Here is a 24,842-nt window from a genome sequence, read left to right as displayed (position 1 = left end):
GGCCCCTAACTAGGATCTTCAATAAAATTGTCCAAAATAAAAACAACAAAATGAAAACGTATCATGCGTAATCATCTGTTGTTTTTTTAAGGATACCATATAAACATTGAACATTTAACCATGTTTTTTTAACATCTCGTCCATATACTGAACTGGAAGCTTTTTCAAAAAAGACATAATGACAAATCCGATAAAAAATAGCAGGCCGGTCGTATAAAATACGGAGTGGATTCCACCTAGGCTTGCTACAACCCCGCCTAATACTGGCCCGATTATATTGCCAAGGAAACGGAAACTCTGGTTATAGCCCATAATTTCACCTTGTACTTCAATCGGTGCTTCACGGCGAATAAGCGCGGATGTAATCGGGATTAGACCGCCGGATATAATTCCGAATAAGAACCGTAGTATGATCAGCTGCCATAACTCTGTAACGAAAGCCTGCGGAATGATGAAAATAACAGCCAATATTAACAAGTACGATAAAATCCGTTCATAACCATAATGGTCAGCTAATTTCCCCCAAAATCTAGCGAAACATATATTACCAAGCCCTGCAGCACTGAATGTAACACCAGCGAGCATTGCTACTTCCTGAGAAGGGGTAAGTTCAGATACGTATAGGGACAGCAATGGCTGAATACTAAAGTTCCCAATCTGAATGAGAGAAGTTACGAACATAACATTTAATATGAGGCGGTGATGGAAAATGGCCCAAATTACGTTTTTCCGTGAATAAATGGCATTCTTAACTTTTCGGATAATGGCCGGTTCATGAATTCCGAAAATGATAATAGTTGCTGCAATTGTAATTGTGACTGCGGTAATGAGAAATGTATATTTAAAGCCAAAAGTATCTGCCATCAAGCCTCCTAATACAGGACCGAATAATGTCCCGCCGACACTTCCCATCTGCAATGTCCCAAGCGTCTTTCCTGCAACTTCCTTTGGGGTATGTTTACTGATAAACGCAATGGAAGTAGGGATAAAGCCTGTTACAACACCCATTGCAAGTCGCAATACAAAAAACTGCTCGACATTTTGAACATAGCCCATTAAAAAGATACTTAACCCCACACCAAAACAGTTGATGATCATGATAGGCTTGTACCCGTATTTGTCAGCAATTCTCCCCCAAATCGGGGACATTAAAAATGCGGTAATAAATGTAGCCGCAAAGATTATGCCCGCCCATGTTTGGACATAATCATCGGAAAAATCACCGAGCGTATCAATATATAAAGACAAAAACGGCATAATCATCGTAACAGACGCTGCAACAATAAAGTTTGCTACTAAAATGATGATGAAATTATGTCGCATATTTTTCAAAAGTATCACATTCTTCCTTTTTTATTAAAATATAGTATAGCTTATTTCGTAATACGAAGGAAGTCCTTCGCAACATAGTGGCTTAAAATATTAGAGTTATGGTAAACTGGGACTTGGTATTAAAGGGGAAGTTTGGTTCTATACCTATACCCATCCTTTCCACATTTTATTTAAAGGAGAGACAAAAATGTTTCCACAATTATCGAAAGAACTAAATCCAGGCGAAGTAATGGTAGAAATGAACACAACAATGGGTTCAATCAAAATTAAATTATTCCCGGAGCACGCACCAAAAACAGTTGAAAACTTTTTAGGTCATGCAAAATCAGGTTACTATAACGGTATTATTTTCCACCGTGTAATTCCGAACTTCATGGTTCAAGGTGGCGATCCAACTGGTACTGGTATGGGCGGCGAGTCTATTTGGGGCGGTACATTCGAAGATGAGTGTGTGCCTGAGTTAATGAACATCCGCGGCGCATTATCAATGGCAAATGCGGGCCCTGGTACGAACGGTTCTCAATTCTTTATCGTTCAAGCACCTCAAGTTGAAGTATCGATGTTAAAACAGATGGAAGTGCGCGGCTGGTCAAAAGATGAAGTAGAATTTTATAAACAAAACGGCGGTACACCGTGGTTAGACGGTAAACATACAGTATTTGGCCAAGTTGTTGAAGGTATGGATGTTGTTGACAATATTGTTAAAGTTGACCGAAATATGCACGATAAGCCTAAAGAAGATGTTAAGATTGAGTCAATCACAGTAATTGACTAATTTTTAAAGGACGTGTGGGCTAGTGAACCAATTTTTAATGAATTTCTCTGGTGGCTTTTTATATTTCCCGGAAGACAAATCACTTTATCTTCCAGCTGCAATTGAATTCGCTATATTACTGATTATTGTTTTTGTTACATTCCGGTTCATCCGCCGCATCGCTGCTCGCCAAGCAGCACAGGCTAAAATTTTGGAAGAACGCGCATTAAAAGAACGTGATGCGCGTATCGCTAAAGAAAACGCTAAGGAAGAATACCAAAAGCAATAATCAAAATGATGTAATAAAAATGGGGCAGTCCGGAAATTAATATTTCCAGGCTGCCCCTTTGATTCATTATTCAAATGTTGCCATCGTTCTTTTAATGCGTTCAACCCCGTCCTGCAACAGTTCGAATGGACAAGCTACATTGATACGTAAGAAGCCTCTTCCTGCTTCCCCGTATTTTGTCCCTGGATCTAGCGCAACTTGTCCTACTGATAGAAGTCGTGCCATTAGTTCCTTTTCTTCAATCCCTGTTTTACGATAGTCAATCCACATTAAATACGTCGCATCGGGAATTTCCACATCAAGTCCTTCAATAGCGTTCAATTCTTTCGCAACATATTCCATATTGTTTTTTATATAAACAAGAAGATCGTCCAACCACGCTGCTCCTTCTGAATAGACAGCCTTTACAGCAGTCGAAGCAAATGTATTTAAACCTAAATTACCGTGTGCCTGTGTATTTTTTTCGATTGCCGTAAATAGTTTACGGTCTGATGCAACAATCATTGCGGCATGAATTCCGGCAATATTAAACGTTTTTGTTGGTGCAATACATGTGATAATTTTTGCCTCGTTTGCATTCGCTAACGTTAATACAGGCGTATATGATTTTTGTATTGAAATATCCGCATGAATTTCATCGGATAATAGATAGACATCGTATTGAACACATAGTGCGACTAACTGCTCCAGCTCTTCACGGCTCCAAACAATACCGATCGGGTTATGCGGATTACATAAAACAAATAGTTTAATACCGGCGCGGAATATTTCTTCAAGCTCAGCAAAATCCATCGTATAATGACCATTTTGTTCAGTTAATTCACATGTTACGACTTCACGTTTCTGAGCAGCCGGTACATTGGTAAATGGTGGGTATGCTGGAGTGGACATACCGATTTTATCACCAACCTCTGTAAAGGTTTCGATAATGGTCGCGATTGCCGGCACAACACCAGGCTGGAAAATAATTGTGTTAGGATCAATCGTCCATTGGTGGCGCGTTTTATACCAATGAACAATTGCATTTTTTACATCGTTGTCAGCAAATGTATAGCCAAAAATAGGGTGCTCCAATCGAGCCTTTAGTGCTTCTGTTAAAGCTGCAGGTGGAGGGAAGTCCATATCTGCTACCCACATCGGCAGTAGTTCTGTAGTATTATCTTTCAGATTGTAAACGACATTCATCATATCCCATTTTACAGATGCGGAACCGCGACGATCATGAACTTTATTAAAAATAGACATTTGAATCCTCTTTTCTTATGATTTCTTTCAAATTATGGTATCATACTTACTATTATAAGAGGTAGTTAGGTGAATCAAATGGATAATATTGAAATGAATCAAAAATGTGTACATTTATTGGAACAGTGGGACCCTTTTAGCTACGGTACCGATAGTTATTCTACTGAAACGGCAGATGTTGTCGCTGCACTTCAAAATATTGACGATCCAACAACATTGGCAAAAGTCATTCAAAGAGTTTATGAATACTCTTTTGAACAATGGATTCCATTTGAGCAATGTGTTGCAATCGCTTATAAATTAATTGCCGTAAAATTCGAAGCGAAGTGTATTATATAAAAAGCAGGCGACCTGTAAGCTGAGGTCGCCCGCATTTTAATGTAATCCGTCAATTAAGTTCAAAACCGGAACTTCCAAAATAGTTGATAAAATTAGTATGGTTTGGGTTGAAGGAATTTGCTCACCGTTTTCGTAGGCTGTCAGTTTTTCAATACTGATTTGTGTTCGTAATGAAAGCTCTTCAATTGATAAATTCTTTTCCGAACGTAAAGTTTTCATCTGTTCCTGAAACTGCAATTTCATTTCCCATCTCCTCCCCGTATATGTTTACTATCATATGAACAACAACTTATAAAGTCCTCTAAATTATAAAAAAAACTTGTCCGATTTTTATATCGGACAAGTTTTTCAAGTTTAACTAAAGAAAACTTTATTAATAAAGATAGCCGCAATCGAAAGTGGGGCTACATAACGTACAATAAACAACCAGCAATTATAAACAATTGGGGATGCCTGCATTTCTTCACGAGAAATTTTCTTTGAATAATAATATCCGGCAAAAATAGAAGTTAAAAAGGCACCGATCGGCATTAAAATCGCGCTTGTTACATAATCAACAAAGTCAAAAATAGACCGTTCGAAAATGGTGATGTCCGATAAAATTCCGAATGACAAAGCACTGGGGATACCGACAATAAAAATAATCGATGCTAATAACCAAGAGGCTTTTTTACGCTGAGCTGTTTTTTCTCGAATACCGATTGAAACGACCACTTCCAGTAATGCAATCGCTGATGTAACTGTTGCAAACAGGAGTAAGATGAAAAATACCAGCAATAAAAATCCGCCAAATGGCAATTGTTCAAAAACCGCTGGGATCATTATAAATACTAAGCCAGGTCCCTCTGTAGGAGAAAAGCCTAATGCGAATACTGCAGGAAATATAACAAGGCCTGCCAATAAAGAAATCGCAATATTCATACTCGCAACATTTACAGCGGAAGTTACAATTTTTTCTTTCTTAGATAAATAAGATGCGTATGTTATCATTGCCGCAACTCCAATACTAAGAGAGAAGAACGCTTGACCTAACGCTAACATTAAAGTATCGCCGCTTAGGTATGACCAGTCCGGAACGAACATGAATTTAACGCCTTCCATCGCACCATCCAATGTAATAGAACGAATAAACAGTAAAATGAAAAATAAGAATAGAATCGGCATCATCCATTTACTTGCTGTTTCAATCCCGTTTTTTATTCCAGCTTGTACAATGAATAATGTTAAAAGCATGAAAGCAGCCTGTGCGATTAACACTTCCCATGGGTTTGAAATAATATCCGTGAACAAAGTGCTGAAATTTACCCCTTGACCTGTAAGTGAAAAACTAACAGCCCGAAGTATATAGCTTAATATCCAACCACCTACAACACTATAGAAGGATAATATTAACCCGCACGCAACAAGGCCAATCCAACCGATCATAAACCACGGTTTATTTGGAGCCTGCTCTTTAAAAGATGTGATCGGATCTTTTTGACCTCGTCGTCCAATCATAAATTCTGCGATTAATATCGGTAAACCAATTAAAATAGTACATAGAACAAACAAAATAATAAATACACTACCGCCATTCGTGCCCGCCATATAGGGGAACTTCCAAATCGCGCCAAGACCGATTGCGCTTCCTGCTGCCGCAAGTATGAATCCTATCTTAGATGTAAATTGATCTCTAGATGACAAAAAAAACCCTCCTCATATATATGCAAGTACTCATTTTACAGTACGATTCACGTATTTAGCAAAAAGTTTTTTGAATTTATTGAATCTGCAAATTGAAGGAGAAGAAATTTTTACATTTTTTTAGATAGACTCTTATTTAATGACTTAAAAACGCTAGATTAAAGCGATTCTTTGTTACAGCTCGTCTCATATGTTATAATTTAACATGACATTTACGTATATACGAAAAGAAGGTAGGAACAACGTATGACAAAAAAAATTGAAGTGGGTGACGTGCTAACGGGTAAAGTGACAGGAATTCAACCATACGGAGCTTTTGTTGCTTTAGATGAATATACGCAGGGACTTGTGCATATTTCTGAAATCACATACGGTTTTGTGAAGGATGTAAGTGATTTTTTATCCGTCGGGGATGAAATAGAAGTTAAAGTTCTGGATGTGGATACAGATCAAAAAAAAATAAGCTTATCGATACGCGAGCTGCAGGAAGTACCGTTCCACCGAAGAAGGGATATGCCGCCACGGCGTTCTTTACAAGATCGGGTCGATGAAGTGGATGCGGATGGATTTCAAATTTTAAAGGAAAAATTGAAAGATTGGATCGAACAATCTGGACATTAAGCAGGACATGTTCAATTTATTTTTAATAAGTTGGACATGTTTTTTATATGGAGACAATAGGTCAGTTTTGAGCAAATTTAATGAAAAAAGCGCTTTCTTCGTTAATTATCAAAGGAATTGTTAAAAGTGTATAAAATGTGGCTAAATATTTAACAAACTCTGAATAAAGTATGTTACAATGTTGGCGGAAAGACCCAAATACATCAAAATTTAAAGAGGCGAATTATAAAATGGCTGAAAATTTGAACTTATTTACATCAACTCAAGAAGTAATTCATGAGGCATTAAATAAACTAGGCTATGACGAAGCAATGTATGAATTACTGAAAGAACCACTTCGTATGTTGACTGTGCGTATTCCTGTAAAAATGGATGACGGTACGACAAAAGTATTTACTGGTTACCGTGCACAACATAATGATGCAGTAGGTCCAACAAAAGGTGGCGTACGCTTCCACCCGATGGTATCGGAAGAGGAAGTGAAAGCGCTTTCGATGTGGATGACGTTAAAATGCGGTATTGTTGACCTTCCATATGGCGGAGGGAAAGGTGGCGTTATCTGTGACCCACGCGAAATGTCAATGGGTGAAATTGAACGATTAAGCCGCGGCTATGTTCGTGCCATTAGTCAAGTAGTTGGCCCGACGAAGGATATTCCTGCACCAGACGTATTTACAAATGCTCAAATTATGGCTTGGATGATGGATGAGTACAGCCGTATGGATGAATTTAACTCGCCAGGATTCATTACAGGTAAACCAATCGTTCTTGGCGGTTCACAAGGTCGCGACCGTGCAACTGCAGAAGGTGTTACAATTGTGATCGAAGAAGCTGCAAAAAAACGTAATATTGATATTAAAGGCGCACGAGTGGTTATTCAAGGCTTCGGTAACGCAGGTAGTTTTTTAGCGAAGTTTATGAGTGATTTAGGTGCGAAAGTTATTGGTATTTCAGATGCACACGGTGCGTTGCATGATCCGAACGGTTTGGATATCGATTACTTATTAGATCGCCGCGATTCATTTGGAACGGTTACTACATTGTTTGAAAATACAATTTCAAACAAAGAGCTTTTGGAACTGGATTGCGATATTTTAGTGCCTGCTGCTATTGAAAATCAAATTACAGCGGACAATGCACATCAAATTAAAGCAAACATCGTTGTAGAAGCAGCGAACGGTCCAACTACAGCTGAAGCAACTAAAATTTTAACAGAGCGCGGTATTTTGCTTGTTCCGGATGTTTTAGCGTCTGCTGGTGGTGTAACGGTATCTTACTTCGAATGGGTACAAAACAATATGGGTTATTATTGGACGGAAGAAGAAGTACGTGAAAAATTATATTCAAAAATGATTGCTGCATTTGAAAATGTTTATACAACAGCTCAAAACCGTAATATTAACATGCGTTTGGCTGCATATATGGTTGGTGTTCGCCGCACTGCCGAGGCCTCTCGCTTCCGTGGATGGGTATAAACATTATATTATTAAGTCTCACTCCTATTATTGGAGTGGGACTTTTTTGAAAATAGGGGGAACTAATGATGAACGAATTTTCATTTTATAATCCAGTAAAGATTCATTTTGGTAAAGGGAGTATTGAACATTTAAGAAAAGAACTTCCGCAATACGGAAAAAATATATTAATCGTGTATGGTGGGGGAAGTATTAAATCGAATGGTGTATACGATGATATTATGGCCATTTTAAATGACTTGAACATGAATGTATTTGAGTTATCAGGTGTCGAACCAAACCCTCGTGTAGAAACAGCACGTAAAGGTATTGAAATTTGTAAAGAAAATCAGATTGATATCGTGTTGGCGGTAGGGGGCGGTTCGGTCATTGACTGCTCTAAGTTAATCGTTGCAGGTGCAAAAGTGGAGGCGGATGCCTGGGATATCGTAACTAGAAAAGTTATGGCAACTGAAGCATTACCATTAGCAACAGTCCTGACATTAGCAGCGACAGCATCTGAAATGAACTCAGGTTCGGTTATTACGAACTTAGAAACAAAAGAGAAGTATGGTTGGGGTAGCCCGGCAACTTTCCCGAAATTCTCGATTTTAGATCCATCCTATACTTATTCAGTGCCGGCAAACCAAACGGTAAATGGTGTTGTTGATACAATGTCTCATATCTTTGAACAGTATTTCAACAATGCTACAAACACACCGATTACAGATGAAATGAGCGAAGGGATTTTACGTACGCTGATCGATGTTGCACCGAAAGCATTGAAAGATCCGTCTAACTATGAGCATCGTGAAACATTAATGCTTGCAGGAACAATCGGCCTAAATGGTTTCCTGGCATTAGGCTCACGCGGGGACTGGGCAACGCATAATATTGAGCATGCGGTATCAGCATATTACGATATTGCACATGCAAGCGGCTTAGCTATTTTATTCCCGAACTGGATGAAGCATAATTTACAGGTGAATCCTTCCCGTTTTGCAAAATTAGCTGTAAATGTATTCAATATTGATCCGACAAACAAATCAGAGGAACAAGTTGGTTTGGAAGGTATAGAAGCATTATCAGCGTTTTGGACATCTCTTGGTGCCCCGAATCGCTTAGCTGACTATGATATTGATGCTACACACTTCGAAGAAATGGTTGAGCATTGCCTAGTATATGGTCCATTCGGCAACTTCAATAAACTTGAAGAAGAGGATGTACGCAAAATTTTAGAAATGTCTTTATAAGAACGTGAAAAAAAGGAAGCGGTCGGATAGTGGGACCAGCTTCCTTTTTACTTGATTCAATTAAATCATGCCTTTTTCTGATTCGGGTTTTGTAGCGATATGTGTCCAGCTGCGTTCTCCATTATCCTCATCGAACGCCAACGTAACTTTTGTCACACCTTTTTGGTTTAACAGCAGTGTAGTTAAATGATCGCGTACATCATCTAAATAGGCGAGAGACAAACTTGGATCTGTTTCCGCAATTAGTTCAACATGTAAAAATTCGCCTTCTTTAATTACTTCAAGTCGTGCGATATCTGTTACATGAGGATCTTCCATCACAAGATTTCCGATATGCACAAGCATTTCCTCATCAGTTTCTCCAATTGCCCCACGTGCATTATCTAAAAAGACACGGCCAACTACGTAAAACATCATTAAACCGATTACCATTGAAATAAATCCTTCTAATCGGTAAAATTCGGTGAAATATGCTATAACAATTGCTAAAAACGCCAGGACATTACCTGAAGTCGCCACTAAGTCTTCCATCCATACAAGCTTTGTCGCCGGTTTTGCACGCTTTAAATATTTTGCAGACTGGAATATTATTATCCCTTTAGGTTCTACGCTAACTTCATGAAGCACTTCTTTTGCGGCTTTATTTAAAACAAAACCTTCTAGAATGATACCAATTGCCAATACACCAAGAGCAATCAAAACTCCTGAAGATTCCGTTGCAGGATGCATAAAATGATGCCATCCTTCTTTAATTGTTTCATATGAAAGGATTGCTACAATTAAAACGGCGCCCAAACAGACTAAGTTAACTATACGTCCGTAACCATTCGGAAATTTTGGAGTAGGAGCCTTTTTTGCTAGGGCAGAGCCTATGAATACGAAAAATTGGTTTGCAGCATCCCCGAAAGAGTGCATCATTTCGGCGAACATCGCAACATTTCCAGTAAAGAAGAACGCAACTCCTTTGATCGTTCCTAAAAATGTATTGACGAATGCAGCGAGTAATGACGGTTTATTACCATCCTTGAGTAATTTAAATAGTTCTCCCATTGCGTTTTCCTCCGTTAATCTAAATATTCTATTTTAATATTTCTTACATAATCCAACTTTCGCAGCCGGTTGTAAAGTTCGATTGTATGATTCGTTTCGACGGTCGACAATCGTATATCGATTTCGTGCAACAGCTTATCAGAAAATGGTACATCCCTGATTGAAATATTATCAATATACATATCATGCTCCCTCAAATAATCCACGAGGTTTTTTATATTATCTGCTTGGTCGGTATTGATAATTAAAGATACTTCACGCATTCTTAGACGTTTTGGACCGAATCTAAACAGAAAAGGTGCCAGTAGTTCAATGCCCAGTACGACAATAATCACAGTAATAAAAGCTTCAATATAAAAGCCAGCTCCTACGGCAATTCCGATTCCGGCTGCTCCCCAAATCATTGCTGCTGTTGTAAGACCCGTTATACTGTCATTCCCCTTACGCAAAATAACACCAGCACCTAAAAAACCAATACCGCTTACAATTTGTGCAGCTAATCGCAATGGATCCATCGTAATGTTAATATCGTCTCGTGCAGGTGTTGAATAGGCAGTCTCAATTGAGATAATCGTAAGTAAACAACTAAATGTTGCAATAACTAAACTTGTCTTTAGACCGACTGGCTTCTTTTTCAATTCCCTTTCGATACCAATAATTAAACTTAGTGTAGCCGCAATTAATAATTTTAATAAAATTTCTAACGTAAATTTATCATTCGCTAACCATTCCATATCCAAACATCTCCTTCATGTTAAATGGAATTCAAATCCTCTCGAAAAATAATTCTTAATAAGGTATAGTTTGATAATGTGATATGAGGTATCGCAAAATATTTCCTATTAGATAATATATTATAGAAAGAAGGGATTTTAGTGGAAAAACCACCAATCCACCCGTATATCCCTATTATTATTGGGGTAATCTCTGTTTCCCTTTCTGCGATTTTTGTAAAACTTTCAAGTGCAGATGCTGGAGTTATTGCCTTTTACCGTATGCTGTTTTCGATAATGATTATGCTCCCGTGGTTTTTGATGAAATATAAAAATGAAATAAAAGTGCTGTCAAAACGCGATTGGATCTTTTCATCAATCGCAGGGGTATTTTTATCATTTCATTTTATTTTATGGTTTGAATCATTAAATTACACTTCTGTAGCCAGTTCTACAGTGTTAGTAACAATGCAGCCGCTATTTGCTTTTATAGGAACGTATTTATTTTTCAAAGAAAAGATAACGCTCCAGACATTTATTGCAGGGGGCATTGCGATTTTAGGCAGCGTCCTTATTAGCTGGGGAGATTTCAAAATTAGTGGTACGGCACTTTATGGGGATATATTAGCATTGATTGCCTGTGCCTTAATAACGGGTTATTTATTGTTCGGGCAAGATGTACGGAAAAGATTGTCTCTTGTTACATACACGATGGTCGTTTATTCAGTAAGTACAGTTACTTTATTCTTTTATATTATTGTAAAAGGGGAATCATTCGGTCCATATCCGGCGATTGATTGGATGTGGTTTATTTTATTGGCGATTATTCCAAACTTATTAGGGCATAATCTTTTCAACTGGGTGTTAAAATGGACGAGTACAAATGTAATTTCGATTGCCATTTTATTTGAACCGGTTGGTGCTGCACTACTTGCAATGTTTATCTTCAATGAATATTTGACTGTTTCCCAAATTGTAGGCGGATTAGTCGTTATTTTGGGGATTATGTTGTTTGTAATAGACCTAAAAAAGTTTTTTAGAAAAAAAGCTTGATTTCAACTATCCTTTTGAGGTATATTATTACTTGTCCTTAAGAGGATAGTTACTTCAAAAATATTTCGCAATAATTATTGACTTCGTAGAAACAGTATATTACACTAGTCTAAGTCGCTAATGAAGTGAAAAAATATTATTAAATGTTATTGACATAATAATAGTGAAATGATAATATTGAGAAGTTCCTGTTTGGGACACAATGAACCTTGAAAACTGAACAAGCAACGTTAATGAAACAAGCTTCTTAAATGAAGCAAACAATAGATTTCAACTTCTAACGAAGTTGGATCGCTAGCAAAGCAAATGAGCTTTCAAACTACTTTTATGGAGAGTTTGATCCTGGCTCAGGACGAACGCTGGCGGCGTGCCTAATACATGCAAGTCGAGCGGAAATTTTATTGGTGCTTGCACCTTTAAAATTTTAGCGGCGGACGGGTGAGTAACACGTGGGTAACCTACCTTATAGATTGGGATAACTCCGGGAAACCGGGGCTAATACCGAATAATACTTTTTAACACATGTTTGAAAGTTGAAAGACGGTTTCGGCTGTCACTATAAGATGGACCCGCGGCGCATTAGCTAGTTGGTGAGGTAACGGCTCACCAAGGCAACGATGCGTAGCCGACCTGAGAGGGTGATCGGCCACACTGGGACTGAGACACGGCCCAGACTCCTACGGGAGGCAGCAGTAGGGAATCTTCCACAATGGACGAAAGTCTGATGGAGCAACGCCGCGTGAGTGAAGAAGGATTTCGGTTCGTAAAACTCTGTTGCAAGGGAAGAACAAGTAGCGTAGTAACTGGCGCTACCTTGACGGTACCTTGTTAGAAAGCCACGGCTAACTACGTGCCAGCAGCCGCGGTAATACGTAGGTGGCAAGCGTTGTCCGGAATTATTGGGCGTAAAGCGCGCGCAGGTGGTTCCTTAAGTCTGATGTGAAAGCCCCCGGCTCAACCGGGGAGGGTCATTGGAAACTGGGGAACTTGAGTGCAGAAGAGGATAGTGGAATTCCAAGTGTAGCGGTGAAATGCGTAGAGATTTGGAGGAACACCAGTGGCGAAGGCGACTGTCTGGTCTGTAACTGACACTGAGGCGCGAAAGCGTGGGGAGCAAACAGGATTAGATACCCTGGTAGTCCACGCCGTAAACGATGAGTGCTAAGTGTTGGGGGGTTTCCGCCCCTCAGTGCTGCAGCTAACGCATTAAGCACTCCGCCTGGGGAGTACGGTCGCAAGACTGAAACTCAAAGGAATTGACGGGGGCCCGCACAAGCGGTGGAGCATGTGGTTTAATTCGAAGCAACGCGAAGAACCTTACCAGGTCTTGACATCCCGGTGACCACTATGGAGACATAGTTTCCCCTTCGGGGGCAACGGTGACAGGTGGTGCATGGTTGTCGTCAGCTCGTGTCGTGAGATGTTGGGTTAAGTCCCGCAACGAGCGCAACCCTTATTCTTAGTTGCCATCATTCAGTTGGGCACTCTAAGGAGACTGCCGGTGATAAACCGGAGGAAGGTGGGGATGACGTCAAATCATCATGCCCCTTATGACCTGGGCTACACACGTGCTACAATGGACGGTACAAACGGTTGCCAACCCGCGAGGGGGAGCTAATCCGATAAAACCGTTCTCAGTTCGGATTGTAGGCTGCAACTCGCCTACATGAAGCCGGAATCGCTAGTAATCGCGGATCAGCATGCCGCGGTGAATACGTTCCCGGGCCTTGTACACACCGCCCGTCACACCACGAGAGTTTGTAACACCCGAAGTCGGTGAGGTAACCTTTATGGAGCCAGCCGCCGAAGGTGGGATAGATGATTGGGGTGAAGTCGTAACAAGGTAGCCGTATCGGAAGGTGCGGCTGGATCACCTCCTTTCTAAGGATTTTTCGGAATCATTCTTTCGGGGAATGAAACATTAACGTTTGCTGTTCAGTTTTGAAGGTTCATTCTTAATTGAATGAAATACTTCAAACCTTGCTCCTGACGCTTGCGCTTACGTCGCAAAGCTGCATGAAGCAAAATCAGTGAAGCTTCTCACGATGTGATTGAAGTCAGCTGCTTCGTTCTTTGAAAACTGGATAAAACGACATTGAAAGCAATAAATCAAATTTCTATTTTATAGATTTTTAAACAAGTCAAGCAATTGACGTGTAAACTTAAATCTTAGATCTCTGATCTAAGTGTTAACTTTTGGTTAAGTTAATAAGGGCGCACGGTGGATGCCTTGGCACTAGGAGTCGATGAAGGACGGCACTAACACCGATATGCCTCGGGGAGCTGTAAGTAAGCTTTGATCCGGGGATTTCCGAATGGGGGAACCCACTATCTTTAATCGGATAGTATCTTCACGTGAATTCATAGCGTGTTGAAGACAGACGCAGGGAACTGAAACATCTAAGTACCTGCAGGAACAGAAAGAAAATTCGATTCCCTGAGTAGCGGCGAGCGAAACGGGAAGAGCCCAAACCAAAGAGCTTGCTCTTTGGGGTTGTAGGACACTCTATACGGAGTTACAAAAGAATGAATTAGACGAAGCGACTTGGAAAGGTCCGCGAAACAAGGTAAAAGCCCTGTAGTCAAAAGTTCATTCCCTCCAGAGTGGATCCTGAGTACGGCGGAACACGTGAAATTCCGTCGGAATCCGGGAGGACCATCTCCCAAGGCTAAATACTACCTAGTGACCGATAGTGAACCAGTACCGTGAGGGAAAGGTGAAAAGCACCCCGGAAGGGGAGTGAAATAGATCCTGAAACCGTGTGCCTACAAGTAGTTAGAGCCCGTTAATGGGTGATAGCGTGCCTTTTGTAGAATGAACCGGCGAGTTACGATTACGTGCGAGGTTAAGTTGAGAAGACGGAGCCGCAGCGAAAGCGAGTCTGAATAGGGCGAATTAGTACGTGGTCGTAGACCCGAAACCAGGTGATCTACCCATGTCCAGGGTGAAGGTGAGGTAACACTCACTGGAGGCCCGAACCCACGCACGTTGAAAAGTGCGGGGATGAGGTGTGGGTAGCGGAGAAATTCCAATCGAACCTGGAGATAGCTGGTTCTCTCCGAAATAGCTTTAGGGCTAGCCTCGTGATTGAGAATACCGGAGGTAGAGCACTGTTTGGACTAGGGGGGCATCTCGCTTTACCGAATTCAGACAAACTCCGAATGCCGGATATTTATACACGGGAGTCAGACTGCGAGTGATAAGATCCGTAGTCAAGAGGGAAACAGCCCAGACCACCAGCTAAGGTCCCCAAGTAATCGTTAAGTGGAAAAGGATGTGGCGTTGCTTAGACAACCAGGATGTTGGCTTAGAAGCAGCCATCATTTAAAGAGTGCGTAATAGCTCACTGGTCGAGTGACGCTGCGCCGAAAATGTATCGGGGCTAAACGATTCACCGAAGCTGTGGATGCATACTTTGAGTATGCGTGGTAGGAGAGCGTTCTAACAGCGTTGAAGTCAGACCGGAAGGACTGGTGGAGCGGTTAGAAGTGAGAATGCCGGTATGAGTAGCGAAACATGGGTGAGAATCCCATGCACCGTATGACTAAGGTTTCCTGAGGAAGGCTCGTCCGCTCAGGGTTAGTCGGGACCTAAGCCGAGGCCGATAGGCGTAGGCGATGGACAACAGGTTGATATTCCTGTACCACCTCCTCACCGTTTGAGAAATGGGGGGACGCAGTAGGATAGGGTAAGCACGCCGTTGGTTGCGCGTGTTCAAGCAGTAAGGCGTGTATGTAGGCAAATCCGCATACTATAACGTTGAGCTGTGATGACGAGCTCGTATGAGCGAAGTTCCTGATTTCACACTGCCAAGAAAAGCCTCTATCGAGGTGAGAGGTGCCCGTACCGCAAACCGACACAGGTAGTCGAGGAGAGAATCCTAAGGTGTGCGAGAGAACTCTCGTTAAGGAACTCGGCAAAATGACCCCGTAACTTCGGGAGAAGGGGTGCTTCTTTGGGTGCATAGCCTAGAGAAGCCGCAGTGAATAGGCCCAGGCGACTGTTTAGCAAAAACACAGGTCTCTGCAAAACCGTAAGGTGACGTATAGGGGCTGACGCCTGCCCGGTGCTGGAAGGTTAAGAGGAGCGGTTAGCGCAAGCGAAGCTGTGAATTGAAGCCCCAGTAAACGGCGGCCGTAACTATAACGGTCCTAAGGTAGCGAAATTCCTTGTCGGGTAAGTTCCGACCCGCACGAAAGGCGTAACGATCTGGGCACTGTCTCAACGAGAGACTCGGTGAAATTATAGTACCTGTGAAGATGCAGGTTACCCGCGACAGGACGGAAAGACCCCGTGGAGCTTTACTGTAGCCTGATATTGAATTTTGGTACAACTTGTACAGGATAGGTAGGAGCCAGAGATCTCGGAGCGCCAGCTTCGAAGGAGGCGTCGGTGGGATACTACCCTGGTTGTATTGAACTTCTAACCCATGCCCCTTAGCGGGGTAGGAGACAGTGTCAGGCGGACAGTTTGACTGGGGCGGTCGCCTCCTAAAGAGTAACGGAGGCGCCCAAAGGTTCCCTCAGAATGGTTGGAAATCATTCGTAGAGTGTAAAGGCATAAGGGAGCTTGACTGCGAGACCTACAAGTCGAGCAGGGTCGAAAGACGGGCTTAGTGATCCGGTGGTTCCGCATGGAAGGGCCATCGCTCAACGGATAAAAGCTACCCCGGGGATAACAGGCTTATCTCCCCCAAGAGTCCACATCGACGGGGAGGTTTGGCACCTCGATGTCGGCTCATCGCATCCTGGGGCTGTAGTCGGTCCCAAGGGTTGGGCTGTTCGCCCATTAAAGCGGTACGCGAGCTGGGTTCAGAACGTCGTGAGACAGTTCGGTCCCTATCCGTCGTGGGCGTAGGAAATTTGAGAGGAGCTGTCCTTAGTACGAGAGGACCGGGATGGACATACCGCTGGTGTACCAGTTGTCTTGCCAAAGGCATCGCTGGGTAGCTATGTATGGACGGGATAAGTGCTGAAAGCATCTAAGCATGAAGCCCCCCTCAAGATGAGATTTCCCATTACGCAAGTAAGTAAGACCCCTGAAAGACGATCAGGTAGATAGGTTCGAGGTGGAAGTGCGGTGACGCATGCAGCTGACGAATACTAATCGGTCGAGGACTTAACCACATTTTATTGCACAAACTCAATGAAACGTTTATCCAGTTTTGAAAGAATGAAATTCTTTTATATAGGCTTATTTAAAGGCCACTATAGTGAAGTGATGATGGCAAAGAGGTCACACCCGTTCCCATACCGAACACGGAAGTTAAGCTCTTTAGCGCCGATGGTAGTTGGGGGCTTCCCCCTGTGAGAGTAGGACGTCGCTTCGCTAGAATATTGGAGGATTAGCTCAGCTGGGAGAGCACCTGCCTTACAAGCAGGGGGTCGGCGGTTCGAGCCCGTCATCCTCCACCATTTCTAAATGCCGGTGTAGCTCAGTTGGTAGAGCAACTGACTTGTAATCAGTAGGTCGAGGGTTCGACTCCTTTCGCCGGCACCATTTAGAGAGCCATTAGCTCAGTTGGTAGAGCATCTGACTTTTAATCAGAGGGTCGAAGGTTCGAGTCCTTCATGGCTCACCAGTTTATATACTGCTTAGCGGGTGTGGCGGAATTGGCAGACGCACTAGACTTAGGATCTAGCGCCGCAAGGCGTGGGGGTTCGACTCCCTTCACCCGCACCATTTAATTTCATATTACTGTCAGAGTAAAAATATCTTAAGCATTTTGCGGAAGTAGTTCAGTGGTAGAACACCACCTTGCCAAGGTGGGGGTCGCGAGTTCGAACCTCGTCTTCCGCTCCAAAAAATGCCGGGGTGGCGGAACTGGCAGACGCACAGGACTTAAAATCCTGCGGTGAGTGATCACCGTGCCGGTTCGATTCCGGCCCTCGGCACCATCTTTTAAATAAACAATATGCGCCCGTAGCTCAATTGGATAGAGCGTCTGACTACGGATCAGAAGGTTGTGGGTTCGACTCCTGCCGGGCGCGCCATATTATTTCGGAATGTAGCTCAGCTTGGTAGAGCACTTGGTTTGGGACCAAGGGGTCGTAGGTTCGAATCCTGTCATTCCGACCATCATTTATGGGGCCTTAGCTCAGCTGGGAGAGCGCCTGCCTTGCACGCAGGAGGTCAGCGGTTCGATCCCGCTAGGCTCCACCATAATTTGTAACCAAAATAAAGATCCTGGCGGTGTAGCTCAGTTGGCTAGAGCACTCGGTTCATACCCGAAAGGTCGTGGGTTCGACTCCCTCTGCCGCCATCTTAAAGGACCTTTAGCTCAGTTGGTTAGAGCAGACGGCTCATAACCGTCCGGTCACAGGTTCGAGTCCTGTAAGGTCCACCAGTTAACGTATTAAATATAACGGAGGTATACCCAAGTCTGGCTGAAGGGATCGGTCTTGAAAACCGACAGGCGGGTAACACCGCGCGGGGGTTCGAATCCCTCTACCTCCTCCATTTTTACAAACTGGGTACTTAAAACAGGTTCAAACATAATATTATCGCGGGGTGGAGCAGTGGTAGCTCGTCGGGCTCATAACCCGAAGGTCGCAGGTTCAAGTCCTGCCCCCGCAACCAAATGGTCCCGTGGTGTAGCGGTTAACATGCCTGCCTGTCACGCAGGAGATCGCCGGTTCGATCCCGGTCGGGACCGCCATTTGTGGGTTTGTAGCTCAGTTGGTAGAGCATTAGATTGAAGCTCTAAGTGTCGGCGGTTCGATTCCGTCCAAACCCACCATATGCGGGTGTAGTTTAGTGGTAAAACCTCAGCCTTCCAAGCTGATGTTGTCGGTTCGATTCCGATCACCCGCTCCAGTTTTTAAATAGGGCCTATAGCTCAGCTGGTTAGAGCGCACGCCTGATAAGCGTGAGGTCGATGGTTCGAGTCCATTTAGGCCCACCATAGTATTATTCCGAAGTAGCTCAGTTGGTAGAGCATCCGGCTGTTAACCGGCAGGTCGCAGGTTCGAGTCCTGCCTTCGGAGCCATTTTTCTATTTTTGGGGACATACTCAAGAGGCTGAAGAGGCGCCCCTGCTAAGGGTGTAGGTCGCGTAAGCGGCGCGAGGGTTCAAATCCCTCTGTCTCCGCCATCGGCCCGTTGGTCAAGTGGTTAAGACACCGCCCTTTCACGGCGGTAACACGGGTTCGAATCCCGTACGGGTCATACATAGGAAGACGAAAAACGCTAAGTACTTATTACAATGTACTTGGCGTTTTTTTGTTGCGGTAAAAGCTCTCTTAAGATAATAAACAATGCTGCTAAATTTAAGGGATGAAATTTCTTACACAATATTATGCTGTTTTATAATAAAGATAAAAAAACTGTGTTGAAATATTTTTATTCAATTAACCCACAAACGGAATCTACTTTAAGATTATATTGTTTTATTGATACTGCGTGAAAAAGCACATCCTCGATCACTATGTTGAAGGGAACATGGATTAAGGGAGAACAAGATAGTAGGCAGGAGCGAAAAAGAAAGCAGAGATTTTCCGGTTATTTAATGAAGGTCGATTGTGAGCATGCAAGAAGTTTAGTTGACACTATGTTAGAGGGCTTTTTAATCGGATTTCCCATCATTAATTCAAATAGAGGTATCAAATCCCCGGTTCATTAAAGAACATGGTAAAAAGCAATTTAAAGGTGAAATAACAAGGATTTAACGGCCGAATCGTGGAATCCCAATAAGGCTGCGGTATGCATCAAAATCATTTAATGAAATAGCGCAATTCTAAGCGTATTTAAACACGGAAATAATTATTATAGAATAATAAAAATGATGAAAATAACATAAAGATAAAGACTATATTGAGAAACCAATAGGTGGAAATAAATAAAATGTACATTATATCAATACTTAAAAAAAATAATGATAAAAGTACGGACATTTTCTTGACAGCTTCAGTATATAAAATGTATAAATAAGTAGTCGTATATTCTAAAACACTTGATATTTATAAGTAATATTAATAATTATATCAGAATGATTTATAAATATTAAAAACAAGCCTTGATAAAATTAGACAAACATATTAGAATTTCGTTATACTAAGTAAACGTTTTCATGAGCAATCTCAGTTGGTTCATGGAAAAAATAGAAAATAATTTATTTTTTAAAAATAATTTCAAAAAAGGTATTGCATTATAAAAAAAGTAATGATAATATAAATCTTGTCCTTAAGAGATAGGACATGCGGTTACGAAAGTGTAATCAGCAAATACCCATTGGAGGATTAGCTCAGCTGGGAGAGCACCTGCCTTACAAGCAGGGGGTCGGCGGTTCGAGCCCGTCATCCTCCACCATTTCTAAATGCCGGTGTAGCTCAGTTGGTAGAGCAACTGACTTGTAATCAGTAGGTCGAGGGTTCGACTCCTTTCGCCGGCACCATTTAGAGAGCCATTAGCTCAGTTGGTAGAGCATCTGACTTTTAATCAGAGGGTCGAAGGTTCGAGTCCTTCATGGCTCACCAGTTTATATACTGCTTAGCGGGTGTGGCGGAATTGGCAGACGCACTAGACTTAGGATCTAGCGCCGCAAGGCGTGGGGGTTCGACTCCCTTCACCCGCACCATTTAATTTCATATTACTGTCAGAGTAAAAATATCTTAAGCATTTTGCGGAAGTAGTTCAGTGGTAGAACACCACCTTGCCAAGGTGGGGGTCGCGAGTTCGAACCTCGTCTTCCGCTCCAAAAAATGCCGGGGTGGCGGAACTGGCAGACGCACAGGACTTAAAATCCTGCGGTGAGTGATCACCGTGCCGGTTCGATTCCGGCCCTCGGCACCATCTTTTAAATAAACAATATGCGCCCGTAGCTCAATTGGATAGAGCGTCTGACTACGGATCAGAAGGTTGTGGGTTCGACTCCTGCCGGGCGCGCCATATTATTTCGGAATGTAGCTCAGCTTGGTAGAGCACTTGGTTTGGGACCAAGGGGTCGTAGGTTCGAATCCTGTCATTCCGACCATCATTTATGGGGCCTTAGCTCAGCTGGGAGAGCGCCTGCCTTGCACGCAGGAGGTCAGCGGTTCGATCCCGCTAGGCTCCACCATAATTTGTAACCAAAATAAAGATCCTGGCGGTGTAGCTCAGTTGGCTAGAGCACTCGGTTCATACCCGAAAGGTCGTGGGTTCGACTCCCTCTGCCGCCATCTTAAAGGACCTTTAGCTCAGTTGGTTAGAGCAGACGGCTCATAACCGTCCGGTCACAGGTTCGAGTCCTGTAAGGTCCACCAGTTAACGTATTAAATATAACGGAGGTATACCCAAGTCTGGCTGAAGGGATCGGTCTTGAAAACCGACAGGCGGGTAACACCGCGCGGGGGTTCGAATCCCTCTACCTCCTCCATTTTTACAAACTGGGTACTTAAAACAGGTTCAAACATAATATTATCGCGGGGTGGAGCAGTGGTAGCTCGTCGGGCTCATAACCCGAAGGTCGCAGGTTCAAGTCCTGCCCCCGCAACCAAATGGTCCCGTGGTGTAGCGGTTAACATGCCTGCCTGTCACGCAGGAGATCGCCGGTTCGATCCCGGTCGGGACCGCCATTTGTGGGTTTGTAGCTCAGTTGGTAGAGCATTAGATTGAAGCTCTAAGTGTCGGCGGTTCGATTCCGTCCAAACCCACCATATGCGGGTGTAGTTTAGTGGTAAAACCTCAGCCTTCCAAGCTGATGTTGTCGGTTCGATTCCGATCACCCGCTCCAGTTTTTAAATAGGGCCTATAGCTCAGCTGGTTAGAGCGCACGCCTGATAAGCGTGAGGTCGATGGTTCGAGTCCATTTAGGCCCACCATAGTATTATTCCGAAGTAGCTCAGTTGGTAGAGCATCCGGCTGTTAACCGGCAGGTCGCAGGTTCGAGTCCTGCCTTCGGAGCCATTTTTCTATTTTTGGGGACATACTCAAGAGGCTGAAGAGGCGCCCCTGCTAAGGGTGTAGGTCGCGTAAGCGGCGCGAGGGTTCAAATCCCTCTGTCTCCGCCATCGGCCCGTTGGTCAAGTGGTTAAGACACCGCCCTTTCACGGCGGTAACACGGGTTCGAATCCCGTACGGGTCATACATAGGAAGACGAAAAACGCTAAGTACTTATTACAATGTACTTGGCGTTTTTTTGTATAAAAGGGAGAAGAGCTTATGAATGAGCGTTTAAAAGTATTTGATCAATTTTATAAGGAAACGGGCATTGAACAACGTCATCTCGTTCATGCAAAAGGTTATTGGCATGAAGTGTTTCATTGCTGGATTATTGAAAAAGTAGATTCTGAATGGCGTATTTATTTACAGCTGCGTAGCAAAAATAAAAAGGATTATCCAAACCAATTTGATATTACGGCAGCTGGTCATATACTGGCAACGGAGACAATTGAAGATGGTATACGCGAATTAAAGGAAGAAGTAGGGGTTAAGGTCATGTTTTCGCAATTAACGTCACTTGGAGTCATTCCGTACAGTATAGATAATGAAAAAATAAAGGATTATGAGTTTGCAAATGTATTTGTTTATGAATTAACAGGTGGTCTTGAGAAGTTTTCAATTCAAAGAGAAGAACTGGATGGTATATACTCTGCTAACTTAAAACAGTTTATATTGCTTGCGAATCATAAAATAAAGGAAATTGAAGTATCCGGTTATAAATACGAAAATGATATACGTCATTATGAAGTGAAACAGATCGGATTAGAACAAATGTCAGCATTACCTGAAAGCTATTTGCACGAGTTTATCCCGAGATTGGAAAAGATATTAATTGAAGCAACCTGAAAAAACTTAGGTTAGCTTTTTTTTTTATAATATCTATTGACCTTCACGTTACGTCAACCTTTATAGTACTAATTAGGAGGTGATCAATTGTTAATAAACGAACTAGTCAAGCTATCTGGTGTGAGTGCACGCACACTACGATATTACGATGAAATCGGTTTGCTGATGCCTTCTACGATTGCAGAAAATGGCTACCGAAAATATAGCCAAAAAGATATTGACCGGTTACAGCAAATACTTTTTTACCGGGAGCTGGATTTTAAGTTAGAGGAAATAAAAAAACTGCTCGATCATCCAGATTATGAAGTAAAAGAAGAGCTAAAAAAACAATTCGAGCTATTACTAAAGAAAAGACGACATATTGATGACTTACTGAAAACGATAGAACAAACAATCCAAACGATGGAAGGGGAACTTAAGATGACAAATGAACAGAAATTTGACGTGTTTAAAAACAATCTAATCGAAGAAAATGAAAAGAGCTACGGTGAGGAAATACGTAATAAATACGGTGAAGCTAAAGTGGAAGCGAGCAATAAAAAATTTAAAGAGATGACTGAAGAGCAATATAATGCAATGCAGCAATTGGAACAACAACTGTTTGAACGATTAAAAGAAGCGATGGCGTCCGGCGATGTAACGTCAGACGTTGCAATGGAAGCAGCAGAGCTTCATAAACGCTGGCTAAGCTTCTCCTGGGCAAAGTATACCCCAGAAGCACATATAGGCCTAGCACAAATGTATGTAAGCGATGAACGGTTTACTGCTTACTATGATGACCGGGTAGGGCCAGGTGCTACACAATTTTTGCATGATGTTATCGTTGCTTATGCAGCAAATAAATAAGAAAAGATGTTTAAAAATCCTCATATAGGTAATATTTTATTAATGGAAAAAGGGGGATTTTATATGGATATCAATCAATTACACCATTTACGTAGTATTTTAGAAGAGGAGCTTGCAACTTTGCAGGAGCATGTTAATGAAGAACCAGCTGTTGAAGATACAGAAATAACTGCAGTTGACAATCATCCAGCAGATGCAGCGACCGATTTAACGACAATTGTTACCGAAAAAACACTAAATGAATTGAAAGAAGATGAAATTGAAAGAATTCAAACAGCTTTAAATGCAATGGATGAAGGCACATACGGGGAATGTATCGTATGCGGGAAAGAGATTCCTTTTGAGCGTTTAGAAGCAATTCCGACAGCTTTAACATGTATTGATCATGTTGATGAGGTTATGGAATAGTAAAAGAGGTATGTTGATTATTCAACATACCTCTTTTAGTTTTAAATGAAATATGAAACTAATAAACCAACAGCCAACAAGAAACCGAAAATCGTGTTTGTTTGGGCTGTGTATTTCATGGCCGGCATTACTTCGAGCGGTTTTTCTTTTGCTCTGAATAATTTAATCGCTTCAATCGGTTTTTTCACACTTAATAATACAAGCAGTGCCCATGGTGTCAAATGACCTAGAATTACAAGGCCAGCAATCCAAATATACGAAACAATAAAGAAACCAGCAAGTACTGTAACAGCGTTATGTCGGCCAACCAATATAGCCATTGTTTTACGCCCGCCTTCAGTATCTCCTACAATATCCCGGATATTATTAGAAAGCATAATTGCCCCAACTAGAATCATACTCGGCACAGAGATAATTACAGCATCAGCTGTCACATCACCTGTTTGAATAAAGAAGGCAATTAGAACAATACCCATACCCATTACTGCCCCTGAAACTAACTCCCCGAATGGTGAATAAGCAATCGGGTACGGTCCTCCAGTATACAAATAGCCAATCAGCATACATACAAGTCCGACAGCAACTAGCCACCAGGATGTCATGGCACATATGTAAACACCTAATAGCATTGCAATGCCGTAAAAGCTTAGCGCAATAGCCATAATTGTTTTTGGTGCTACACCATGTCGGACGATTGTGCCACCAATACCGACGGAGTTTTCATTATCCAGGCCAAGTTTATAATCATAATATTCATTGAACATATTTGTTGCAGCCTGTATTAGCATACTGGCAATTAGCATTGCAAAAAACAAGCCAAAATGAACTGTTTCATGATTTATTGAAAGTGCCATCGACGTACCTAATAATACCGGTACAAATGAAGCTGTTAATGTGTGGGGACGTGTTAAATGCCACCAAACTTTAATTCCCTTGTCCGCTTCAACGACTTTTGTCATAAAAAAACGCTCCTAACTAAATACAATTATCTAAACTATTGTAATGCAAATAAAACAAATTGAACAGAGTGAAGGGAC

17 protein-coding genes, 40 tRNA genes and 3 rRNA genes are annotated in these 24,842 nt (G+C 42.2%); 53 read left to right on the top strand and 7 right to left on the bottom strand.

Features of this window, described 5'->3' with window-relative positions:
• Positions 1-114 precede the first annotated feature (114 nt).
• On the bottom strand, positions 115-1,332 hold the full coding sequence (locus MKY07_RS14640; RefSeq protein WP_014823049.1) for an MFS transporter: 1,218 nt from the start codon (positions 1,330-1,332) through the stop codon (positions 115-117).
• Between the two features lie 187 nt (positions 1,333-1,519).
• On the opposite strand from MKY07_RS14640, the gene MKY07_RS14635 reads away from it, so the two are divergent.
• On the top strand, positions 1,520-2,107 hold the full coding sequence (locus MKY07_RS14635) for a peptidylprolyl isomerase (RefSeq protein ID WP_008408840.1): 588 nt from the start codon (positions 1,520-1,522) through the stop codon (positions 2,105-2,107).
• A 22-nt stretch (positions 2,108-2,129) separates the two neighbouring features.
• Positions 2,130-2,375 carry a hypothetical protein gene (locus tag MKY07_RS14630; protein WP_008408841.1) on the top strand — a complete coding sequence of 82 codons (246 nt, stop codon included), beginning with the start codon at positions 2,130-2,132 and terminating at the stop codon, positions 2,373-2,375.
• Between the two features lie 66 nt (positions 2,376-2,441).
• On the opposite strand, the gene MKY07_RS14625 is transcribed toward MKY07_RS14630, so the two are convergent.
• Positions 2,442-3,620, bottom strand: a complete 1,179-nt coding sequence (locus tag MKY07_RS14625) for a MalY/PatB family protein (protein WP_065216288.1) — start codon at positions 3,618-3,620, stop codon at positions 2,442-2,444.
• A gap of 78 nt (positions 3,621-3,698) precedes the next feature.
• On the opposite strand from MKY07_RS14625, the gene MKY07_RS14620 reads away from it, so the two are divergent.
• Positions 3,699-3,959: a YugE family protein gene (locus MKY07_RS14620; RefSeq protein WP_173364534.1), complete on the top strand. Its 261-nt coding sequence runs from the start codon at positions 3,699-3,701 to the stop codon at positions 3,957-3,959.
• A gap of 36 nt (positions 3,960-3,995) precedes the next feature.
• Here MKY07_RS14620 and MKY07_RS14615 read toward each other — a convergent pair whose 3' ends face one another.
• Positions 3,996-4,202 carry a helix-turn-helix transcriptional regulator gene (locus MKY07_RS14615; protein ID WP_008408845.1) on the bottom strand — a complete coding sequence of 69 codons (207 nt, stop codon included), beginning with the start codon at positions 4,200-4,202 and terminating at the stop codon, positions 3,996-3,998.
• Positions 4,203-4,313: 111 nt separating this feature from the next.
• Positions 4,314-5,642 carry a sodium-dependent transporter gene (locus MKY07_RS14610; protein ID WP_008408847.1) on the bottom strand — a complete coding sequence of 443 codons (1,329 nt, stop codon included), beginning with the start codon at positions 5,640-5,642 and terminating at the stop codon, positions 4,314-4,316.
• A 246-nt stretch (positions 5,643-5,888) separates the two neighbouring features.
• On the opposite strand from MKY07_RS14610, the gene yugI reads away from it, so the two are divergent.
• From yugI to MKY07_RS14595, 3 genes are all read left to right on the top strand, one after another.
• Positions 5,889-6,263, top strand: coding sequence for a S1 domain-containing post-transcriptional regulator GSP13 (yugI, locus tag MKY07_RS14605; protein WP_008408849.1), 375 nt, complete (start codon positions 5,889-5,891; stop codon positions 6,261-6,263).
• 230 nt (positions 6,264-6,493) lie between these two features.
• Positions 6,494-7,738: a Glu/Leu/Phe/Val dehydrogenase gene (locus MKY07_RS14600; protein WP_008408851.1), complete on the top strand. Its 1,245-nt coding sequence runs from the start codon at positions 6,494-6,496 to the stop codon at positions 7,736-7,738.
• Between the two features lie 68 nt (positions 7,739-7,806).
• Complete coding sequence (locus MKY07_RS14595; RefSeq protein WP_065216287.1) at positions 7,807-8,970, top strand: iron-containing alcohol dehydrogenase; 1,164 nt, start codon at positions 7,807-7,809, stop codon at positions 8,968-8,970.
• Between the two features lie 60 nt (positions 8,971-9,030).
• Here the strand turns inward: MKY07_RS14595 and MKY07_RS14590 are convergent, their stop codons facing one another.
• The gene (locus MKY07_RS14590) at positions 9,031-10,020 is read right to left on the bottom strand and encodes a cation diffusion facilitator family transporter (protein WP_065216286.1); all 990 of its coding nucleotides are present in this window, start codon (positions 10,018-10,020) and stop codon (positions 9,031-9,033) included.
• Between the two features lie 14 nt (positions 10,021-10,034).
• Entirely contained in the window at positions 10,035-10,754 is a 720-nt protein-coding gene (locus tag MKY07_RS14585) for an MgtC/SapB family protein (RefSeq protein ID WP_008408857.1), read from the bottom strand.
• 141 nt (positions 10,755-10,895) lie between these two features.
• On the opposite strand from MKY07_RS14585, the gene MKY07_RS14580 reads away from it, so the two are divergent.
• The 47 genes from MKY07_RS14580 to MKY07_RS14350 all read left to right on the top strand — a co-directional run bounded on the left by MKY07_RS14580 (position 10,896) and on the right by MKY07_RS14350 (position 23,805).
• Positions 10,896-11,786: a DMT family transporter gene (locus tag MKY07_RS14580; RefSeq protein ID WP_065216285.1), complete on the top strand. Its 891-nt coding sequence runs from the start codon at positions 10,896-10,898 to the stop codon at positions 11,784-11,786.
• A gap of 324 nt (positions 11,787-12,110) precedes the next feature.
• Positions 12,111-13,667 (top strand): 16S ribosomal RNA (locus MKY07_RS14575).
• A gap of 317 nt (positions 13,668-13,984) precedes the next feature.
• A 23S ribosomal RNA gene (locus MKY07_RS14570) occupies positions 13,985-16,913 on the top strand.
• A gap of 87 nt (positions 16,914-17,000) precedes the next feature.
• Positions 17,001-17,116, top strand: a 5S ribosomal RNA gene (gene rrf, locus MKY07_RS14565).
• The 16S, 23S and 5S rRNA genes sit together here with 20 tRNA genes alongside, the layout of an rRNA operon.
• Positions 17,117-17,125: 9 nt before the next feature.
• Positions 17,126-17,201: transfer RNA gene (locus MKY07_RS14560), tRNA-Val, on the top strand.
• Positions 17,202-17,210: 9 nt separating this feature from the next.
• Positions 17,211-17,286: transfer RNA gene (locus MKY07_RS14555), tRNA-Thr, on the top strand.
• Between the two features lie 6 nt (positions 17,287-17,292).
• A tRNA-Lys gene (locus MKY07_RS14550) sits at positions 17,293-17,368 on the top strand.
• Between the two features lie 16 nt (positions 17,369-17,384).
• Positions 17,385-17,469, top strand: a tRNA-Leu gene (locus tag MKY07_RS14545).
• 45 nt (positions 17,470-17,514) lie between these two features.
• Positions 17,515-17,589 (top strand) — tRNA-Gly (locus MKY07_RS14540).
• 6 nt (positions 17,590-17,595) lie between these two features.
• A tRNA-Leu gene (locus MKY07_RS14535) sits at positions 17,596-17,684 on the top strand.
• A gap of 19 nt (positions 17,685-17,703) precedes the next feature.
• Positions 17,704-17,780 (top strand) — tRNA-Arg (locus tag MKY07_RS14530).
• 8 nt (positions 17,781-17,788) lie between these two features.
• Positions 17,789-17,865, top strand: a tRNA-Pro gene (locus MKY07_RS14525).
• A gap of 8 nt (positions 17,866-17,873) precedes the next feature.
• Positions 17,874-17,949: transfer RNA gene (locus tag MKY07_RS14520), tRNA-Ala, on the top strand.
• A 26-nt stretch (positions 17,950-17,975) separates the two neighbouring features.
• Positions 17,976-18,049, top strand: a tRNA-Met gene (locus MKY07_RS14515).
• A 7-nt stretch (positions 18,050-18,056) separates the two neighbouring features.
• A tRNA-Ile gene (locus MKY07_RS14510) sits at positions 18,057-18,133 on the top strand.
• A 20-nt stretch (positions 18,134-18,153) separates the two neighbouring features.
• Positions 18,154-18,246, top strand: a tRNA-Ser gene (locus tag MKY07_RS14505).
• Positions 18,247-18,291: 45 nt separating this feature from the next.
• Positions 18,292-18,366: transfer RNA gene (locus MKY07_RS14500), tRNA-Met, on the top strand.
• A gap of 3 nt (positions 18,367-18,369) precedes the next feature.
• A tRNA-Asp gene (locus MKY07_RS14495) sits at positions 18,370-18,445 on the top strand.
• A 5-nt stretch (positions 18,446-18,450) separates the two neighbouring features.
• A tRNA-Phe gene (locus tag MKY07_RS14490) sits at positions 18,451-18,526 on the top strand.
• A 3-nt stretch (positions 18,527-18,529) separates the two neighbouring features.
• Positions 18,530-18,603 (top strand) — tRNA-Gly (locus MKY07_RS14485).
• A gap of 11 nt (positions 18,604-18,614) precedes the next feature.
• Positions 18,615-18,691: transfer RNA gene (locus MKY07_RS14480), tRNA-Ile, on the top strand.
• Positions 18,692-18,700: 9 nt separating this feature from the next.
• Positions 18,701-18,776, top strand: a tRNA-Asn gene (locus MKY07_RS14475).
• 13 nt (positions 18,777-18,789) lie between these two features.
• Positions 18,790-18,880, top strand: a tRNA-Ser gene (locus tag MKY07_RS14470).
• Positions 18,881-18,882: 2 nt separating this feature from the next.
• Positions 18,883-18,954 (top strand) — tRNA-Glu (locus MKY07_RS14465).
• A gap of 1,064 nt (positions 18,955-20,018) precedes the next feature.
• Positions 20,019-20,094: transfer RNA gene (locus MKY07_RS14460), tRNA-Val, on the top strand.
• A 9-nt stretch (positions 20,095-20,103) separates the two neighbouring features.
• Positions 20,104-20,179, top strand: a tRNA-Thr gene (locus tag MKY07_RS14455).
• Positions 20,180-20,185: 6 nt separating this feature from the next.
• A tRNA-Lys gene (locus MKY07_RS14450) sits at positions 20,186-20,261 on the top strand.
• A gap of 16 nt (positions 20,262-20,277) precedes the next feature.
• Positions 20,278-20,362 (top strand) — tRNA-Leu (locus tag MKY07_RS14445).
• A 45-nt stretch (positions 20,363-20,407) separates the two neighbouring features.
• Positions 20,408-20,482, top strand: a tRNA-Gly gene (locus MKY07_RS14440).
• 6 nt (positions 20,483-20,488) lie between these two features.
• Positions 20,489-20,577 (top strand) — tRNA-Leu (locus MKY07_RS14435).
• A 19-nt stretch (positions 20,578-20,596) separates the two neighbouring features.
• Positions 20,597-20,673, top strand: a tRNA-Arg gene (locus MKY07_RS14430).
• Between the two features lie 8 nt (positions 20,674-20,681).
• Positions 20,682-20,758: transfer RNA gene (locus MKY07_RS14425), tRNA-Pro, on the top strand.
• An 8-nt stretch (positions 20,759-20,766) separates the two neighbouring features.
• Positions 20,767-20,842: transfer RNA gene (locus tag MKY07_RS14420), tRNA-Ala, on the top strand.
• A gap of 26 nt (positions 20,843-20,868) precedes the next feature.
• A tRNA-Met gene (locus tag MKY07_RS14415) sits at positions 20,869-20,942 on the top strand.
• A gap of 7 nt (positions 20,943-20,949) precedes the next feature.
• Positions 20,950-21,026 (top strand) — tRNA-Ile (locus tag MKY07_RS14410).
• 20 nt (positions 21,027-21,046) lie between these two features.
• Positions 21,047-21,139: transfer RNA gene (locus MKY07_RS14405), tRNA-Ser, on the top strand.
• A 45-nt stretch (positions 21,140-21,184) separates the two neighbouring features.
• Positions 21,185-21,259: transfer RNA gene (locus tag MKY07_RS14400), tRNA-Met, on the top strand.
• Positions 21,260-21,262: 3 nt separating this feature from the next.
• Positions 21,263-21,338: transfer RNA gene (locus MKY07_RS14395), tRNA-Asp, on the top strand.
• Between the two features lie 5 nt (positions 21,339-21,343).
• Positions 21,344-21,419 (top strand) — tRNA-Phe (locus tag MKY07_RS14390).
• Between the two features lie 3 nt (positions 21,420-21,422).
• Positions 21,423-21,496 (top strand) — tRNA-Gly (locus tag MKY07_RS14385).
• Positions 21,497-21,507: 11 nt separating this feature from the next.
• Positions 21,508-21,584, top strand: a tRNA-Ile gene (locus MKY07_RS14380).
• Positions 21,585-21,593: 9 nt separating this feature from the next.
• A tRNA-Asn gene (locus MKY07_RS14375) sits at positions 21,594-21,669 on the top strand.
• 13 nt (positions 21,670-21,682) lie between these two features.
• A tRNA-Ser gene (locus tag MKY07_RS14370) sits at positions 21,683-21,773 on the top strand.
• A gap of 2 nt (positions 21,774-21,775) precedes the next feature.
• A tRNA-Glu gene (locus MKY07_RS14365) sits at positions 21,776-21,847 on the top strand.
• 77 nt (positions 21,848-21,924) lie between these two features.
• Positions 21,925-22,551 (top strand): NUDIX domain-containing protein, encoded by a 627-nt coding sequence (locus tag MKY07_RS14360; protein WP_008408132.1) that lies wholly within the window; start codon positions 21,925-21,927, stop codon positions 22,549-22,551.
• Between the two features lie 87 nt (positions 22,552-22,638).
• Positions 22,639-23,397 carry a MerR family transcriptional regulator gene (locus tag MKY07_RS14355; protein ID WP_014823054.1) on the top strand — a complete coding sequence of 253 codons (759 nt, stop codon included), beginning with the start codon at positions 22,639-22,641 and terminating at the stop codon, positions 23,395-23,397.
• Between the two features lie 63 nt (positions 23,398-23,460).
• Positions 23,461-23,805, top strand: a complete 345-nt coding sequence (locus tag MKY07_RS14350) for a TraR/DksA C4-type zinc finger protein (RefSeq protein WP_008408136.1) — start codon at positions 23,461-23,463, stop codon at positions 23,803-23,805.
• 41 nt (positions 23,806-23,846) lie between these two features.
• Here the strand turns inward: MKY07_RS14350 and MKY07_RS14345 are convergent, their stop codons facing one another.
• Positions 23,847-24,764, bottom strand: a complete 918-nt coding sequence (locus tag MKY07_RS14345) for a 1,4-dihydroxy-2-naphthoate polyprenyltransferase (RefSeq protein WP_014823055.1) — start codon at positions 24,762-24,764, stop codon at positions 23,847-23,849.
• Positions 24,765-24,842 lie beyond the last annotated feature (78 nt).

The sequence above is a fragment of the Solibacillus sp. FSL W7-1472 genome, from assembly GCF_037969775.1.
Classification (GTDB): domain Bacteria; phylum Bacillota; class Bacilli; order Bacillales_A; family Planococcaceae; genus Solibacillus; species Solibacillus silvestris.
The sequence above is the reverse complement of the archived record's forward strand: the minus strand, read 5'-3'. Positions and strand labels throughout refer to the sequence as shown.

Excerpts from the sequence above, each read along its gene's own strand:
- MKY07_RS14615 (WP_008408845.1), bottom strand. The coding sequence starts at position 4,202 with ATGAAATTGCAGTTTCAGGAACAGATGAAAACTTTACGTTCGGAAAAG.
- MKY07_RS14360 (WP_008408132.1), top strand. The coding sequence starts at position 21,925 with ATGAATGAGCGTTTAAAAGTATTTGATCAATTTTATAAGGAAACGGGC.
- MKY07_RS14595 (WP_065216287.1), top strand. The coding sequence starts at position 7,807 with ATGAACGAATTTTCATTTTATAATCCAGTAAAGATTCATTTTGGTAAA.
- yugI (WP_008408849.1), top strand. The coding sequence starts at position 5,889 with ATGACAAAAAAAATTGAAGTGGGTGACGTGCTAACGGGTAAAGTGACA.
- MKY07_RS14635 (WP_008408840.1), top strand. The coding sequence starts at position 1,520 with ATGTTTCCACAATTATCGAAAGAACTAAATCCAGGCGAAGTAATGGTA.
- MKY07_RS14625 (WP_065216288.1), bottom strand. The coding sequence starts at position 3,620 with ATGTCTATTTTTAATAAAGTTCATGATCGTCGCGGTTCCGCATCTGTA.
- MKY07_RS14600 (WP_008408851.1), top strand. The coding sequence starts at position 6,494 with ATGGCTGAAAATTTGAACTTATTTACATCAACTCAAGAAGTAATTCAT.
- MKY07_RS14345 (WP_014823055.1), bottom strand. The coding sequence starts at position 24,764 with ATGACAAAAGTCGTTGAAGCGGACAAGGGAATTAAAGTTTGGTGGCAT.
- MKY07_RS14590 (WP_065216286.1), bottom strand. The coding sequence starts at position 10,020 with ATGGGAGAACTATTTAAATTACTCAAGGATGGTAATAAACCGTCATTA.
- MKY07_RS14350 (WP_008408136.1), top strand. The coding sequence starts at position 23,461 with ATGGATATCAATCAATTACACCATTTACGTAGTATTTTAGAAGAGGAG.
- MKY07_RS14620 (WP_173364534.1), top strand. The coding sequence starts at position 3,699 with ATGGATAATATTGAAATGAATCAAAAATGTGTACATTTATTGGAACAG.
- MKY07_RS14585 (WP_008408857.1), bottom strand. The coding sequence starts at position 10,754 with ATGGAATGGTTAGCGAATGATAAATTTACGTTAGAAATTTTATTAAAA.